The following is a 17,268-nucleotide window of genomic DNA, read 5'->3' as shown; positions in this document are numbered from 1 at the left end:
TCCTAAAGTAATAAAACGCTGTACATTGAGTTCCGGATGTTGAATAAGATGATTATAGGCAATCACACTACCCAGAGAATGAGCAATTACAATACAAGGTTTGCGACCATTCAATTGCCGGGCGATCCGCTCATGAACTTCTTTCATGAAACCCGGATTGTCGAGATACAAATAGGTTTCAATAAGAAATTTTTGAAGCAGGCTACGATGTAGACTGGGAAAATAATTGAGTAATAACACAAAGTCCCGCAGCGCAATATTTTTGCTCAGTGTAGTAATAAATTTGAATTTCTGTTTGAAATTCATGGAGTCATTCAGGTTGAGCTGGGGAAGATCGGAAATCACGGGTTTGCGCCAGCCAGGGCGTGGAACTGGTGCAGGAAGCTGGGGTTGAACAGGCTGACGGAACCGAAAGCTGGGCCATTGTTGTGGCATCAGGGTGCCAGCATTGAGGATGTTGCGGACGTTATAGCGAGAAAGCAAGTCCCCATAAAATGGAATGTGAATGTGACGTCGTAAATAACTGAATCTGGCATCGTGATGATGTTTGCGAATGCCTTTTTGAAGTATATGTAGCCAGCGCTGACGGATCGATGCAGCGCTATGATGTTGCTGATTCATTCCATGAATAAAAATAACTTTCATCGATACCTCACGGAGGTCGATCTATATATTCACAGTATAGAGAAAATTGCGGCAAGCCAAGCTGTACTTTTTGTGGTGTTCATGTGTAAATTACTTTGATAAAACAACCATTAACAGACAGTTGTATATTTATAAAAAAGTAGAAAAAGCAGTAAATTGATAGATACGGATCAAGGATTTTACTACATAGAAAAAAGATAGGAATAAAACGATAAAAGTTAAATCCCGCTGTTTAAGTAAATCCTAAACTAATTCCAGCAGCGCTTTGATGACGTCGGGATGTTGGATATAACCATCAATATCATGCGGATGATAGATGGAGGTACGAATTTTCTGATTAATAATCGCCGGCTGAAACTGGAAGGGTGGTTCTGATAAGGGAAAGGCAGTCAGAAAGTCATCGCTACAATAAAAATTGATCCAGTCACCACGAATGGCCTCGGGTCGGGTCATCGGTTGCGGCAAATGTTCCTGTATACACGAAAGGCCATGGGTGATCCCAGCGTAATAAAGCGCTGCACATTTAATTCAGGATGTAAAAGCAGATAATGATAGGCAATCACGCTGCCTAAGGAGTGTGCGATCAAGATACAAGGTTTATCATCATGTAGTCGCTGACCAATACGCTGATGAACTTGCTGCATGAATCTGGCATTGGCCAGATAGGAATATGTTTCAATCAGAAATTTTTTGATGAGCGTATCATGCAGATAGGGAAAATAATTGAGCAAGACCATAAAATCCCGTAAGGCTGTATTTCGGCTTAAGCTAGTAATAAATTTCAGCTTCTGGTTAAAAGTCAGAGCATCCTCAATATTTAATTCGGGAATCTTGCAAGTTTCAGCTAAATACTGATGAAAATGTGGCGGCGACGGTTGGGATTTAAGTGGCTGGCGCAAGGGAAAATGTGGCCAGTCTTGTGGTATTAAGGTACTGGCGTTCAATACATTATGTAAATGATGCCGTAACAGTAAATCTCCATAAAAAGGGATACGAACATGACGTTTGATATAGGCAAAACAGGCCTGTCGATACGACTGTTCCAGACCATGTTTAAGCAGACTTAGCCAACGTTGCTTTAATGAAGCAGAACTAAAATTCTGCTTGTTCATCCCATGGATATAAATAATTTTCATCGACACACCGCTGTGGCTGCCTGAAACATATTCAGTATAGATAAAAAAAGAGCAGTCGGAGCTGCTCTTTTGTTAGCGCTAAGATTTAAGCTTTATTGTGATAAAACTTATAATAGCTGGCATAGCAAAGTCCAATAAACACCAGACAGCCAAAGAAACTGATTCGCATTGTTGGATCAAATACCATACTGATACAGGTGATCAGACAGAACAGGAAGCCCAGAATCGGCACAATCGGGAACAACGGTGCAGCGAAAGCAAGATCTTTAGCTGTCTTCCCTTGTTTGTACCATTCACGGCGGAAGTTGAACATACTCAGACAGATACTCATCCAGACCACCACCATGGTAAAGGCTGCAATACCTAACAGGTTGGTGAAAATGGTTTCTGGCGCAAACTGTTCAGACAACAGACCTGGCATACCACCAATCATAGTCACGATTACCGCAATGTAAGGAATACCGCGTGCATTCACTCTTGAGAACATGGCTGGTAATTGTTTGCTATAAGACAATGACCACATCATACGGGAAGCAGCAAATAAACCTGAGTTTGCAGCAGACAACAGTGCGGTGATAATTACAAAGCGAATAACGTCTTCAGCATATGGAATACCAATGTGCTGGAATACGGTCACAAATGGGCTACTACTTACACCTTCCGCCGCAAGACCTGCTTCTTGATGTGGTAATAGACATGTCACCACGACAATCGTACCTACAAAGAAAATCAATAGACGGAAAATTGCGGTATTGATGGCTTTCGGTACGTTTTTGGCAGGATCTTTGGTTTCACCAGCGGCTACACCAATCAGTTCTGTACCTGAGAAGGCAAAGTTGACAATCAGCATTGTTGTGAAGATGGGGAACAGGCCTTCAGGGAACCAACCCTGAGCTGTCAGATTGCTAAACAGCGGCGCAGTTTCCTGACCTGCATAACCCAGTACACCAAATATGGCCAATAATCCCAGCAGGATAAAGGCAATAACAGTGACAACTTTAATGAGGGCCAGCCAGAATTCGGATTCTGCAAACCAGCGGGTCGAAATCATATTCAGTGTAAACACAAGCGCACCAAAGACCAGTGTCCACATCCACATGGAGCTGTCCGGGAACCATTCCTGCATCAATAAAGCTGCAGCGCTAAATTCGGTTCCCAGTGTCACTGACCAGGTCAGCCAGTATAACCAGGTAATGGTATAACCTGTGCCCGGTCCAATATAACGTTTGGCATAAGCACCAAATGAACCAGATTCAGGCATATGTACGGCAAGTTCACCCAGACATAGCATAACCATGTAAGCGATGATACCGCCGAGGAGATAAGCAAGAATGGCACCTACAGGCCCCGTTTGTGCAATGACTTCACCCGACCCTAAAAATAGGCCGGTCCCGATTGCGCCACCAAGCGAAATCATGACCAGATGTCGAGTACTCATAGCGCGTTTTAAAGGCGCAGAATTGCCCTGATGCGTAGCATCATTCGGAGATGAGTGCATAGGAAATACGAAATACTTCAAAGGAATGAAGCGAGCTATTGTAGTCAAAAACTACAAATCTGCAATCAAATAATAGTAATTCTGAATAAGTGCTGATCGTATGAGATCAATAAATGGCGTCCCTACGGGGATTCGAACCCCGGTTACCGCCGTGAAAGGGCGATGTCCTAGGCCTCTAGACGATAGGGACGTTTAGAAGATGGCGGTATCTTATTGATCCGCCACCAAAGTGTCAAGCAGGTGTGGGGTGAGTTTGTTTAAAATATAGCAAAACAGTTCAGCTGTCTTCTGCGTGTCGTATAACGCAGAATGGGCTTCTTTGCCATCAAACTCGATACCGGCCTGAATACAGGATTTTGCCAGTACTGTTTGACCAAACATCACCGCGCTCAAAGTCACTGTGTCGAAGACAGAAAAACTATGAAATGGGTTCTGGTTTTTGGTTCCTGTACGGGCAATAGCTGCCTGCACAAAGCCTAAATCGAAATGGGCGTTATGACCGACCAGAACGGCATGGGTACAGTTTTGCTGGCGGCGTACTTCATTGACAGATTTAAAAATGCGTTTAAGCGCAGTTTTCTCATCTTCGGCCATTGCAATACGCATCGGATTAGAGGGATCGATCCCAATAAAGTCCAGCGAACGGCGGTCAAGGTTTGCCCCTTCAAATGGATTGATATGTGCATGGTGAGCAGGGCCCGGCACAAATTCACCTTTCTCATTAAAAATAATAGGAATGGCAGCGATTTCCAGCAAGGCATCAGTTTGTGCATTAAAGCCCGCTGTCTCTACATCGACAACAACAGGCAGGAATCCACGGAAACGTTGACCAATGACTGGGAGAGTTTCATTTGTCACACTTTTCTCCATTGAATGGTTTTACCCGCATATAACGGAATAATCTGTTCACCATCCAAATAGTCCAGACTCTCAGGAATCACTTGATCTTGTTTTACCAGAGTAATGGTATTGGTATTGCGAGGAAGGCCATAGAAGTCAGCACCAAAGTGGCTCGCAAAACCTTCCAGACGGTCAATTTTGCCGACCTGATCAAATGCCTGAGCATAAAGTTCAATTGCAGTGGGCGCACTATAACATCCTGCGCAACCACATGCATTTTCTTTGGCATTTTTTGAGTGCGGCGCACTGTCAGTTCCGAGGAAGAATTTTGGATTCCCACTCGTTGCGACTTCCAGCAGAGTTTGCTGATGCGTCTGGCGCTTTAAAATCGGCAGGCAGTAGAAATGCGGTTTCACCCCGCCAACCAGCATGTCATTGCGGTTAAACAGTAAATGCTGTGGCGTAATAGTCGCAGCCACATTACGGTCCTGTTCCAGGACAAAGTTTGCCGCTTCACTGGTGGTGATATGTTCAAGCACCAGCTTTAGTTTCGGGAACTGCTTTAATAATGGAGAAAGTACTTCGTCCAGGAAACGTTTTTCACGATCAAAAATGTCGACATGGTTATGCGTGACTTCGCCATGTAGCAATAAAGGTACCTGATGTTCTTCAAGCTGCTCAATTACTGCATACACTTTAGAAATATCGCTTACACCGCTATCCGAGTTTGTAGTCGCACCAGCAGGATAAAGCTTGATGGCATTCACATACTCAGATTCTTTGATTTTTTTAACTTCGGCAGGTGAAGTATTGTTGGTGAAGTACAACACCATGCGTGGATCAAAGTTGCAGCCTTCCGGCACATGCGCCATGATGCGTTCACGATAGCTGTTTGCCTCTTCCACGGTTTTTACTGGTGGAACCAGATTTGGCATACAGATTGCGCGGGAAAATTGTTGAGCTAGATCAGGAACAGTACGTTTAAGTGCTAGACCATCACGTAAGTGAGCGTGCCAGTCATCTGGCTGGAGAATCGTAATCGTATTCAAGGCGAATTCAATCAGAGAAATAATATGAATGATAATGCATCTATACCGAAAATGGTAATGTGAAATACTGACAAAAGATGCATTAACTATGAATTAATTTAAAAAAGTATGTTATTTTAAAAACACTAAAAAAATTACATACATGCTTGCCATGGAATATAAGTATAATTTAGCAAAACTGCAGGATCAAAAGGAAAAAGTCGAAGAGCTTATTGCTGGGCAGAAATTGAGCCGAGTTTTTCCTCAACCGCTTGAAGATGAATTCTGGACCAAAAATCTGGAACGTGCCCGTAAGCACACCGATCAGTATGTCTGGGCAGGATTATTAATCTATTTTATCGGCATCCTTATCCTTATTCCTACCGATTACTGGATCATCGATAAACAATATTTTGTACATGATTTTGTATTGTCTTTAATAGGTATTATTAATGGCGGAATTAGTTTATTTGTTTTCTATTTATTCTCAAGTTTAGAACGCTTAAAACCTTTTTTTCAGCCTGCTTCACTGGTCTTGATATTCTGGGCACTGGTTTCAACTTCATGTCTGACTATGTCTATTCAGACCGCAGCCTTGCAACATCAATCCATGGCAATTGTCACCATTATTTATGTGCTGGGTTATATCCTTACTGGTGTCAAGCCGATTCAGATGATGATCACTGGTGTATTGGCAGCTGGAACTACGATTATTTGCCTGACCCTGGTTGGGGCTAACTTTAATCTTTTGGTATTTGGCCGAATTCTGTTGGGAAGTTGCCTGCTCGGTTTTGTTATTAGTCATATGATTTTTGCACGTGAACGGATGATTTTTCTTTATTCCATGCGGGCGCGGATCAGTGAGCAGATTCACCGGATTCACAATACCGAGCTGTTACATCTGAGCCAGCATGATGAGCTGACCAAAATCTCGAATCGCCGTACCTTTGATGAAATGCTGGAAATTTACTTTTCTACCGCTCAGCGTCAGGAAAGCTCTTTGGCTATTTTATTTATCGATGTAGATTTCTTTAAGAACTATAACGATTTTTATGGGCACCAGAAGGGTGATAATGTGATTTCGACCATCGCCAAAACTATCAAGAATGCGATCCGGCATATGGACTTTGTTGCACGTTATGGAGGTGAGGAGTTTGTGGTGCTGCTTCCAGAAACTGATGCGCATGGGGCTTATGCAGTATCTACCAATATCTTTAAAGCAATTGAACGTCTGGAAATACCACATGAAAAATCTTTGGTATCCAAGCAGATTACGGTAAGTCTAGGCATTACGGTTTATCGTGGTGAGCAAGCCATAACCAAAGATGAATTACTCGGCATTGCAGATCAGGCACTGTATCGTGCCAAGCAACTGGGGCGCAATCAGATTTATTATCAGAGCATTGCTTCGGCAAATTCAAAACCGCTGCATATCAGTTAAATTTTTCCTAAATTACAGACAATAAAAACCGCGCAGTTTGCGCGGTTTTTTTGACACAACTAAAACTTAGTTTTTGTCTTTTAATTGTGGAACAGCTGAACCGGTACCCACTGCAAGTAAACCCGCACCTGTGTAGATACCCAGTTTCGCACGCGTATCCGTAATGTCCAGGTTACGCATAGTTAACTGACCGATACGATCCATTGGCGAGAACATAGAATCACCTTTCTCCATCGTTAAGCGTTCAGCTTCGTATGTCAGGTTTTCAGATTCAGTGTTCATAATCGTGTAGTCATTACCACGACGTAGTTCTAAAGTTACAGTACCTGTGATTGCTTTAGCAACCCAACGCTGAGCAGTTTCGCGAAGCATAAGCGCTTGAGAATCGAACCAGCGACCTTGGTAAAGAAGACGACCCAAACGAAGACCGTTGATACGGTATTGTTCAATGGTATCTTCGTTATGAATACCCGTCACCAGACGTTCATAAGCAATGTGAAGCAGCGCCATACCCGGAGCTTCGTAAATACCACGAGATTTCGCTTCAATGATACGGTTTTCAATCTGATCCGACATACCTAGACCATGACGGCCACCGATACGGTTCGCTTCAAGAATGAACTCAACAGGATCTTCGATACGTTGACCGTTGATTGCAACTGGGAAGCCTTCTTCAAAAGTGATCGACACTTCTTCAGGTTTGATTTCAACTTCTTCTTTCCAGAACGCAACACCCATGATTGGGTCAACGATTTTGATGCCTGCATTCAGGTATTCAAGATCTTTGGCTTCGTGAGTTGCACCTAACATGTTTGAGTCAGTTGAGTAAGCTTTCTCTTTTGACATTTTGTAGTCAAAGCCGTTGTCGATCAGGAACTGAGACATTTCAGCACGGCCACCAAGCTCGTCAATAAACGTCTGGTCTAACCAAGGCTTATAGATTTTAAGATTCGGGTTAGTCAACAAACCATAACGGTAGAAACGCTCGATGTCGTTACCTTTATAGGTTGATCCGTCGCCCCAGATGTTGACGTCATCTTCTTTCATTGCGGTAACAAGCATTGTCCCTGTTACTGCACGGCCTAGTGGCGTTGTGTTGAAGTAAGGAACACCACCAGTTGAGATGTGGAACGCGCCACATTGAATTGCAGCAATACCTTCTAATGCAAGCTGTAGACGGCAGTCGATTAAACGTGCTTTTACTGCGCCATATGCTTCAGCTTTCTTTGGAATCGCATCGTAATCATCTTCATCAGGCTGACCCAGGTTTGCAGTATATGCATAAGGTTCTGCGCCTTTTTGTTTCATCCACAACAGGGCTGCTGAAGTATCTAGACCACCAGAAAAGGCAATACCAACTTTTTTGCCTACAGGTACATTCTGTAAGATAGTTGCATTATCAGACATTGTTAATCCTAACGATAGAATAATATAGGCACCACTTATATTGGTGGCCAAAGAGAATTTTGAATGCAGATATTGTAACACCTTTCAAATGGCAAGTTTTCGCAAAAAAAATGCAAAATCTAAAAAATAGACAAAAAAATAAACAATCTAATGCAAATAGAGCCATCACAAATGGCCTTGAATTAGCCAAATCCAGGGTTTTAAAGCGGGCTAAGACTAAAGTTCTATAGGCTTCATTTTATCTCAACCTTTGCTCCTTTCAACCTGTTAAATACCCGATGTTGCTTAGCTTTCGCTCATATTGAATTCCATCTTTTAATATAAAAAATTGGTCATACCAATTATATTTTAATGATTTAACTGTTGCGGTATTTTAAATATTTTATTAATTTTAGCTACCTCAAAGACCGATATTGGTCTGTTTAGTGTTAAATTGGTCATACCAATAATCTTTTGGACATGTCCTGTAATGACATAACAAACAAGCATTTCAAGGAGTAGAGAATGCTTCAACAGTGGCAACAAATCTACGATCCAATCGGAAATATCTGGATTTCCAGTGCGATCGCCCTCATTCCAATCGTATTCTTTTTCCTTGCTCTTGCTGTTTTCAGAATGAAGGGCAGTGTAGCTGGAACGATTACTGTGGCTTTGGCATTTCTGGTGTCAATGTTCCTCTACAAAATGCCAGTCACTATGGCATTGGCTTCCATGGTCTATGGGTTCTTCTACGGCTTATGGCCGATCGCCTGGATTATTATTGGCGCCGTATTCCTTTACAAGATTTCAGTGAAGACCGGTCAATTTGACATTATTCGCTCATCGATCCTGTCATTAACCGAAGACCAGCGTTTACAAATGTTATTGGTCGGCTTCGCTTTTGGTACTTTCCTGGAAGGTGCTGCAGGCTTTGGCGCACCGGTTGCGATTACTGCTGCATTATTAGTAGGTCTTGGATTTAAACCGCTGTATGCTGCGGGTTTATGTCTGATTGTGAACACTGCACCTGTGGCTTTTGGTGCGATGGGAATTCCGATTATTGTCGCTGGTCAGGTATCAGGCGTAGATACCATGGAAATCAGCCAAATGGTAGGACGTCAGTTGCCAATCATGGTACCCATCGTACTGGTGTGGATTATGGCAATCATGGATGGCTGGCGTGGTGTGAAAGAAACCTGGCCTGCAATTTTAGTCGGTGGTGGTTCTTTTGCCCTGGCGCAGTTCCTGACTGCTAACTATGTAGGTCCTGAATTACCCGATATCACTGCAGCGATTGCATCTTTGGTGAGCTTAACGGTATTACTCAAGTTCTGGCAGCCAAAGCATATTTTCCGTTTTGATAATGAACACCAGGTCGATAGCAACATTGCTTTGGCAAGCCAGCAAAAATATAGCATCGGTCAAATTATTAAAGCGTGGTCGCCATTTGCGGTACTGACTGCCATGGTAACTTTATGGAGCATCAAACCATTTAAAGATCTGTTTGCCAAAGATGGGGCTTTAAGTGATTTAGTAATTTCCATTAAAGTGCCTTTCCTGCATCAAATGATTCAAAAGTTGCCGCCGGTGGTCGCTGAAGCGAAAGACTACGACGCGATCTATAAATTTGACTGGTTGTCAGCGACGGGTACAGCGATCATGATCGCTGCAATCATCACCATCATTTACCTGAAAATGAAACCGAAAGACGCAGTAGCAACCTTTGCTGAAACGGTAAATGAGCTGAAAACACCGATTTACTCAATTGGTATGGTATTGGCATTTGCTTTTATTGCCAATTACTCAGGCTTATCGGCAACCTTGGCATTAGCCTTGGCACATACAGGACAAGCGTTTACGTTTTTCTCGCCATTCCTGGGCTGGGTCGGTGTATTCCTGACAGGGTCTGATACTTCAGCAAACGCATTGTTCTCGGCTTTACAGGCAACTACGGCCCAGCAGATCGGTGTACCTGAAGTATTACTGGTGGCTGCGAATACCAGCGGTGGTGTAACCGGTAAAATGATTTCACCACAATCGATTGCAATTGCCTGTGCCGCAGTAGGTCTTGTCGGTAAAGAATCGGATTTATTCCGCTTTACCGTAAAACACAGTATCACCTTCACGGTGATGATCGGTATCATTATCACCTTACAAGCTTATGTGTTCCCATGGATGATTCCATAACACCATACTGAGGGCGATGCAATGAAAGTCTCTGATAAAGTCGTACAAAGTCTGCGTAATCTGATTGAAAAAAATCATATGCAGGTCGGGGACCGTTTGCCCGCAGAACGTAAATTATGTGAACAGTTAGGTGTGTCGCGCTCTTCGTTGCGAGAAGCGCTGCAACATCTGGTTAGCCAAGGCATGCTGGTGAGCCGTGTTGGTGCCGGTACTTATTTGCAAGAACTGCCGAATCACTGGTCACAGCATCATATTGTGCAGCCTTTAAGTGACCTGATGGATGTCGATCCTGAATACCGTTTTGATGTTCAGGAGTCTCGTCTGATTCTGGAAGGCGGTACAGCCTGGTATGCGGCACAGCGCGCCACACCCGATGATATAAAAAAAATCAGACAGTGTTATGACCAGATTGCACATTATCAGCTGTTGGGTGATGACGATGAAGCAGCCCGCGCAGATGCCCGTTTTCATCTTGCGATTGCCGAAGCATCGCATAATGTGGTGCTGATCCAGTTGATGCGCAGTCTGTTCGACCTGCTGCAATTTAATGTGGTACTCGGACGACGCAAAGTCTATTCCGAGGCCCACCGTTTTGATCAGTTGCAGGACCAGCACTTTAAGGTGATGGCCGCAATTGAGCGTCAAGATCCAGAAGCTGCACGTCAGGCAGTTTGTGGACACATTGAGTTTGTCATTCAGCAAGTACGCACGATTGATGAGGATGAAGCCCGTCAGCAGCGTATGAGTCGATTAAACAGGATCTAAATTATGATTATCTCTTCTGCAAATGATTACCGTGAAGCCGCACGACGTCGTCTTCCACCATTCCTGTTTCATTATATTGATGGTGGGGCTTATGCAGAATACACGCTGAAACGCAATGTAGAAGATTTATCAAAAGTAGCGCTGCGTCAACGTGTCTTGAATGACATGTCAGCACTAAGTCTGGAAACTAAATTATTTGATGAAACCCTTTCGATGCCGGTGGCTTTGTCACCTGTAGGCTTGACTGGTATGTATGCACGCCGTGGGGAAGTACAGGCAGCAGTTGCGGCAGACCAAAAAGGTATTCCATTCACCTTGTCGACGGTATCTGTGTGCCCAATTGAAGAAGTGGCACCAGCGATCCAGCGCCCAATGTGGTTCCAGCTCTATGTCCTGCGTGACCGCGGTTTTATGAAAAATGCCTTGGAACGTGCCAAAGCTGCGGGTTGTTCAACGCTGGTCTTTACCGTGGATATGCCAGTGCCGGGTGCACGTTACCGTGATGCACATTCTGGCATGAGTGGACCAAATGCAGCGATGCGCCGTTATATGCAATCTTGCATGCATCCACACTGGGCCTGGAATGTTGGCTTAATGGGTCGTCCACACGACTTGGGTAATATCTCGAAATACCTTGGTAAACCGACAGGCCTTGAAGATTATATCGGCTGGTTGGGTGCCAACTTTGATCCGTCTATTTCCTGGAAAGATCTAGAGTGGATCCGTGACTATTGGGATGGTCCAATGGTGATCAAAGGGATTCTGGATCCTGAAGATGCTAAAGACGCTGTGCGTTTCGGTGCGGATGGCATTGTAGTATCCAACCATGGTGGTCGTCAGCTAGATGGTGTGTTATCCACCACACGTGCCTTGCCACTAATTGCTGATGCGGTAAAAGGTGAACTGAAAATCCTGGTCGACTCTGGTATCCGTAATGGTCTGGATGTGGTGCGTATGCTGGCAATGGGTGCGGACACCTGTATGCTCGGTCGGGCCTTCGTTTATGCATTGGGTGCTGCAGGCGGGGCAGGTGTCAGCAACCTTCTTGATCTGATCGACAAGGAAATGCGTGTGGCCATGACCTTAACAGGTGCCAAGACCATTGCTGAAATTACACAGGATTGTCTAGTAAGGCTTGATCGCGAAATTTCACAATAAAACCAATCAGGATGACCACTCTAAATCGTGGTCATCCTAGAGCAATTCGGAACAACAGAATTACGGCTATTTCATCTATTCAAGATTAAAAATCCAAAACATGCTTATGGCTGATTTTATAAAAAGATAGCCATAAAAATGAAACGGGGCTCTACTATGCAAAACTCATTTGACGCTACTGCGACCTTAAACAATCTGGTCGCTGTGGTCGGCCAGCGATATGTATTGACGGACGATCACGATACTCGTCTGTATCGGCAGGGCCGGCGTTATGGTTCAGGTGAGGTGTTTGCGGTCGTCACTCCAGGTTCATTACTAGAACAATGGCAAGTATTGCAAATTGCTGTTGCAGCAGACTGTATCGTGATTATGCAGGCAGCCAATACCGGTTTAACTGGTGGTTCAACGCCGTTTGGTGAATATGACCGTCCAGTGATTGTGATGAGTACTCGCCGTCTGACAGGTATTCAGGTGATCCAGGAGGGCAAACAGGTTGTCTGTTTGCCGGGTGCGACACTTGATGCACTGGAAAAACAGCTAGTGCCATTTAACCGTGAACCGCATTCGGTGATTGGTTCATCCTGTATCGGTGCTTCGGTGCTGGGTGGCGTATGCAATAACTCCGGTGGAGCCTTGGTTCGCCGTGGGCCGGCCTATACTGAACTGGCATTGTATGCGCGTGTCAATGAACATGGCGAACTGGAGCTGGTGAATCATCTCGGTATCCATCTGGGTCATAGTCCGGAAGAGATTCTGAAAAATCTGGAGCAGAAACAATATAACGAGCAGGATATCCAGCAGCAGGAACATCGCTGTGCTTCCGATCATCGTTATAGTCAGGATGTGCGTCAGGTCGATGCTGATACTCCAGCACGCTTCAATGCCGATCCAAGCCGTCTGTTTGAAGCCTCTGGTTCTGCTGGTAAAGTTTGCGTATTTGCCGTGCGTCTGGATACTTTTGAAAAGATTCCAAGCCAGGTGTTTTATGTCGGTACTAATACTCAGGATGATCTGACGGAAATCCGTCGTTTTCTGCTCAAAGACCTGCCGCGTCTGCCGATTGCTGGGGAATATATTCACCGTGTAGCTTATGACATCGGTGCGGAATACGGCAAAGACACTTTTATGTTCATTGAAAAATTTGGTACTGCCAAAGTGCCTGCCGCATTTGCCATGAAAGACAAGGTTGATGGGATATTGCAGAAAATGGGGCTACGTGGTTTAAGCGACAAAATTCTGCAAATGATCAGTAAAATGCTGCCATCACATTTGCCAAAATGCATGAACGAGTACCGTGATCTGTATGAGCATCATCTGATTCTCAGAATTGAAAATCAGGATGTGGCACAGGTACAGGCATTCTTTGAAGGCTACTTTAAGGCCCATCCTGATGGGAACTATTTTCTCTGCACCGAAGACGAAGGACGTAAGGCATTTCTGCACCGTTTTGCCGTAGCTGGTGCAGCAATTCGTTACCGTGATACCCATTTAAGTGAAGTGGAAGATATTGTGGCGCTGGATATTGCGCTGCGTAGGAATGACCGCCAATGGGTAGAAACCCTGCCACAGGAGATGGAAGAGCAGATCTTACATAAACTTTATTATGGTCACTTCCTGTGCCATGTATTCCATCAGGATTACATTGTAAAAAAAGGGGTTAATCCGCTGAAAATGGAACATGCCATGTGGAAGCTGCTGGATGATCGTGGTGCGGAATATCCGGCTGAACATAATGTAGGGCATCTCTACATTGCCAAACCGGCATTAAAAAACCATTACCAGAAGCTGGACCCGACCAATAGTTTTAATGTCGGTATTGGGCATAGCTCAAAGCTGAAATACTGGAAATAAGCAGAAAAACTGGGAATAACAACAATAACAATATGATCTGGCCTATCTCATGCAGTGCTCGCACTGCATTTTTTTATCTGTAAAACATTGGAAAATACAGGTTGTACGAATGTTGCAATAGATCGAAAAACTGCTGATTTAAATCCATTCTTGGGTTTTAATATGCCAAGTAGAGATCATTACCTGGTCCTGATACGATAAAACTAACAATAACAATTTTTTAGGAATCTCTTATGAATTCAAGTATCACCCCGCCCCAGCTGCCACGACTGCATGAGCGTAATCAGACTTTGTCTGTATTGCATGGCATTTATGCCGGCCTGTTGATCTTTAGTGGCGCAGTATTTCTTTATCTTGAATCTCAGCAAAGAACCGCTTCAACCATCAGCCTGGGATTTATCATTCTATTAATGCTGGTATTGATCTATTTCAATGTTCAGGCAGCTCTGAAAGTTAAGAAAGGTCAGGGCGAGGGGCGTACACTTTCCCGAGTTATGGCGGTGCTGATGCTGTTGAGTTTTCCTGTAGGAACAGTACTGGGGGCAATTGCATTATGGAAAAGCTCGGCGAAACAGTGGGAGGCCTGAGTTGACCTGAGAAAGCAATAATTTTGTGAAAATGCCATAAACAAAAATAAAAAACACGCTAGAGTAATATGCAACAAGTTGCAAAGCCATCATCAAAGGGAATAGCCATGACAACGACTCGTTATGCGAATATTTTAAAACCGCTTCATCTGGGATTTACCACGATTAAAAACCGGGTGGTGATGGGTTCAATGCATACCGGGCTGGAGGATCGTTTCTATAATTACCCCAAACTGGCAGCTTATTTTGGCGAGCGTGCCAAAGGTGGGGTAGGTCTGCTCATCACGGGTGGTATTTCTCCAAACCGTCAGGGCTGGTTACTGCCTGCAGGCGGGACCATGAATACCTTGGGAGATATTGCTCCGCATCGACTGGTAACTCATGCTGTGCATAAACATGGTGCCAAAATCCTGTTGCAAATCCTGCATGCGGGCCGTTATGGCTACCAACCTTTTGTGGTTTCAGCGAGTCCAATCAAGTCACCGATTTCTCCTTTTAAACCACGCCAGCTTTCAGAAAAACAGATTCTGGCTACTATTCAGGACTATGTAAAAACTGCCAGTCTGGCAAAAAAAGCCGGCTATGATGGTGTGGAAATCATGGGTTCAGAAGGTTACCTGATTAACCAGTTCCTGAGTCGTCATGTTAATCAGCGTAATGATCGCTGGGGTGGTTCGATCGAAAACCGGATGCGTTTTGCGGTGGAAATTGTCAAAGCGATTCGGGCCGAGATTGGTGAAAAATTTATTATCTGCTTCCGTCTGTCTTTACTGGATCTGGTACATGATGGTAATACCATGCAGGAAGTCATTACCGTCGCTAAAGCATTAGAGAAGGCCGGAATTACTTTACTCAATACTGGGATCGGCTGGCATGAAGCACGTATTCCAACCATTGTTACGTCTGTGCCACGGGCTGCTTTCGTCGAGTACACTGCAGAAGTAAAGAAAAATGTTACTGTTCCGGTGATCGCATCGAATCGTATCAATATGCCAGATACTGCTGAAGAAATCCTGGCATCAGGGCAGGCGGACATGGTGCAAATGGCACGTCCTTTACTGGCAGATGCTTTCTGGGTTAATAAAACAGCGACCAACCGTGTTGATGAGATCAATACCTGTATCGCCTGCAACCAGGCTTGTCTCGACCATACGTTTAAAAACCAGCGTGCTACCTGTTTAGTGAATCCGCGTGCTGGATATGAAACTGAACTGGTTTATGTCAAAACCAAAAAACCGAAACGGATCGCCGTTGTGGGTGGTGGCGTTGCAGGTATGTCAGCGGCAACGGTGGCTGCCGGACGTGGTCACGAGGTGACCCTGTTTGAAGCGACGAACGATGTTGGTGGCCAGTTCAACCTGGCCAAAGTGGTGCCGGGTAAAGAAGAATTTCATGAAACCATTCGTTATTTCAAGGTTCAAATAGAAAAGACAGGGGTTGAATTACGTCTGAATACCAAGGTCAATCGTGAACAGCTGGAACGTGAAGGTTTTGATGAGGTGATTGTGGCGACTGGCGTTGTACCACGTGCCTTGAAGATTGCGGGTAGTGATGCGCCACAGGTCTTGTCCTATACCGAAGTACTGAATGGAGCATCTGTCGGAGATCGAGTTGCCGTGATTGGTGCAGGAGGGATTGGTTTTGATGTATCTGAATTTTTGCTAAAACCGCCATTGCAACCCCAGCCAATGCCTGTAGATGAATGGAAGCGTGAATGGGGAGTAGACCCAAATCCAAATTATGTGACTGAAGGAGGAATGCAGCCTGCGGAGGTTGAAGCACCAGTCCGGGAAATTTATCTGCTCCAACGTAAAACCACACCACTTGGTGCTGGTCTAGGGAAAACCACAGGCTGGGTACATCGTGCACAATTGAAAAAACATGGTGTACGCATGCTGCGGGGTGTGCAGTATAAGTCGGTTACTGATGAAGGCTTATGGATTGAAGTGGATGGACATGACCAATTGCTACGCGTAGATACGATTGTGGTATGTGCCGGTCAGGAATCAGTGAAAGAAATCATGCCAGTTGAAGGTCAAAAAACTATAGCTAAGTATCATATTATTGGTGGTGCCAAACTGGCGGCAGAGCTGGATGCCAAACGCGCGATTCGTGAAGGTGCTGAACTGGCAGCCAGATTGTAAGGATTTGATGAAACTATATGCAGTTGATTGCATTCACTGTAATTTTCACTTGTCAGGTGAGAAAAAGCTCCGTATGATGGCGCACATGGAAGCGTGGCAGAGCGGTTTAATGCACCGGTCTTGAAAACCGACGAGGGCTTATACCCCTCCGTGAGTTCGAATCTCACCGCTTCCGCCAGATACGAAAAACCCCAGTCAATGACTGGGGTTTTTTTATTGCCTGGATATTTTGAATGCGGAACCTGAATCATTAAATTAAAGTAAAAATTAGAATGTGGGGGACATATAAACGACTGAGATAGATTGAGAGTGATAAAGTAGATAAAAAGTGCCAAAAGCTAAAACTTAGACCTTTTTTGTGTGGTAAATAGGATTAAACGTGGTTTGAGTTAATTGAGCGCTATAACCACTATAGAGGTTAAAAAAGCAGAACTTCATCTGGACAAAATAATAAAGCTGCCAGCTTGCGAAAATCTTGATCTATGTATTGATACTGATCCTCATGGGAGCAAGTGCTCAAACTTAAATAACAGAAAATAAAATTTCAGCTTTAGGGGGAATTTTATTTTCTGTTTGCATGATTATTAGGGCGTGTCCTCATT

Annotated in this window: 12 protein-coding genes, 2 tRNA genes and 1 pseudogene; 8 read left to right on the top strand and 7 right to left on the bottom strand. The window is 44.3% G+C overall.

Features of this window, described 5'->3' with window-relative positions:
- From B4033_RS04080 to pyrC, 6 genes and pseudogenes are all read right to left on the bottom strand, one after another.
- On the bottom strand, positions 1-645 hold a 645-nt coding region (locus B4033_RS04080; RefSeq protein ID WP_286832296.1), incomplete at its 3' end, for an alpha/beta hydrolase.
- A 243-nt stretch (positions 646-888) separates the two neighbouring features.
- Positions 889-1,781: pseudogene (locus B4033_RS04075) on the bottom strand (alpha/beta fold hydrolase).
- 85 nt (positions 1,782-1,866) lie between these two features.
- Positions 1,867-3,279, bottom strand: coding sequence for an amino acid permease (locus B4033_RS04070; RefSeq protein WP_008306341.1), 1,413 nt, complete (start codon positions 3,277-3,279; stop codon positions 1,867-1,869).
- A 114-nt stretch (positions 3,280-3,393) separates the two neighbouring features.
- A tRNA-Glu gene (locus B4033_RS04065) sits at positions 3,394-3,469 on the bottom strand.
- 20 nt (positions 3,470-3,489) lie between these two features.
- Positions 3,490-4,149, bottom strand: coding sequence for a ribonuclease T (rnt, locus tag B4033_RS04060; RefSeq protein ID WP_008303612.1), 660 nt, complete (start codon positions 4,147-4,149; stop codon positions 3,490-3,492).
- Positions 4,134-5,168 (bottom strand): dihydroorotase, encoded by a 1,035-nt coding sequence (gene pyrC, locus B4033_RS04055; protein ID WP_004810663.1) that lies wholly within the window; start codon positions 5,166-5,168, stop codon positions 4,134-4,136. Before pyrC ends, rnt begins: the two co-directional genes overlap by 16 nt.
- A gap of 151 nt (positions 5,169-5,319) precedes the next feature.
- On the opposite strand from pyrC, the gene B4033_RS04050 reads away from it, so the two are divergent.
- Entirely contained in the window at positions 5,320-6,588 is a 1,269-nt protein-coding gene (locus B4033_RS04050; RefSeq protein WP_171294462.1) for a GGDEF domain-containing protein, read from the top strand.
- Positions 6,589-6,654: 66 nt separating this feature from the next.
- Here B4033_RS04050 and argG read toward each other — a convergent pair whose 3' ends face one another.
- On the bottom strand, positions 6,655-7,995 hold the full coding sequence (argG, locus tag B4033_RS04045) for an argininosuccinate synthase (protein WP_004893689.1): 1,341 nt from the start codon (positions 7,993-7,995) through the stop codon (positions 6,655-6,657).
- Positions 7,996-8,499: 504 nt separating this feature from the next.
- Here argG and lldP point away from each other — a divergent pair.
- From lldP to B4033_RS04010, 7 genes are all read left to right on the top strand, one after another.
- Positions 8,500-10,161 carry an L-lactate permease gene (gene lldP, locus B4033_RS04040; RefSeq protein ID WP_180184405.1) on the top strand — a complete coding sequence of 554 codons (1,662 nt, stop codon included), beginning with the start codon at positions 8,500-8,502 and terminating at the stop codon, positions 10,159-10,161.
- A gap of 21 nt (positions 10,162-10,182) precedes the next feature.
- Positions 10,183-10,926, top strand: a complete 744-nt coding sequence (gene lldR, locus B4033_RS04035; RefSeq protein ID WP_004810656.1) for a transcriptional regulator LldR — start codon at positions 10,183-10,185, stop codon at positions 10,924-10,926.
- 3 nt (positions 10,927-10,929) lie between these two features.
- Positions 10,930-12,084 (top strand): FMN-dependent L-lactate dehydrogenase LldD, encoded by a 1,155-nt coding sequence (gene lldD, locus B4033_RS04030; RefSeq protein WP_286832289.1) that lies wholly within the window; start codon positions 10,930-10,932, stop codon positions 12,082-12,084.
- Between the two features lie 156 nt (positions 12,085-12,240).
- Positions 12,241-13,935, top strand: coding sequence for a D-lactate dehydrogenase (gene dld / locus B4033_RS04025; protein WP_286832286.1), 1,695 nt, complete (start codon positions 12,241-12,243; stop codon positions 13,933-13,935).
- Positions 13,936-14,168: 233 nt separating this feature from the next.
- Positions 14,169-14,522 (top strand): hypothetical protein, encoded by a 354-nt coding sequence (locus B4033_RS04020; protein WP_004810650.1) that lies wholly within the window; start codon positions 14,169-14,171, stop codon positions 14,520-14,522.
- Between the two features lie 107 nt (positions 14,523-14,629).
- Complete coding sequence (locus B4033_RS04015) at positions 14,630-16,666, top strand: NADPH-dependent 2,4-dienoyl-CoA reductase (protein ID WP_004893703.1); 2,037 nt, start codon at positions 14,630-14,632, stop codon at positions 16,664-16,666.
- 87 nt (positions 16,667-16,753) lie between these two features.
- Positions 16,754-16,844 (top strand) — tRNA-Ser (locus B4033_RS04010).
- Positions 16,845-17,268: the final 424 nt, after the last annotated feature.

Origin of the sequence: Acinetobacter sp. UBA3132 (assembly GCF_002364825.1) — a bacterium.
GTDB classification, from domain to species: domain Bacteria; phylum Pseudomonadota; class Gammaproteobacteria; order Pseudomonadales; family Moraxellaceae; genus Acinetobacter; species Acinetobacter schindleri.
Note: the sequence above shows the minus strand (reverse complement) of the source record. Positions and strands in the feature narration are given on the sequence as shown.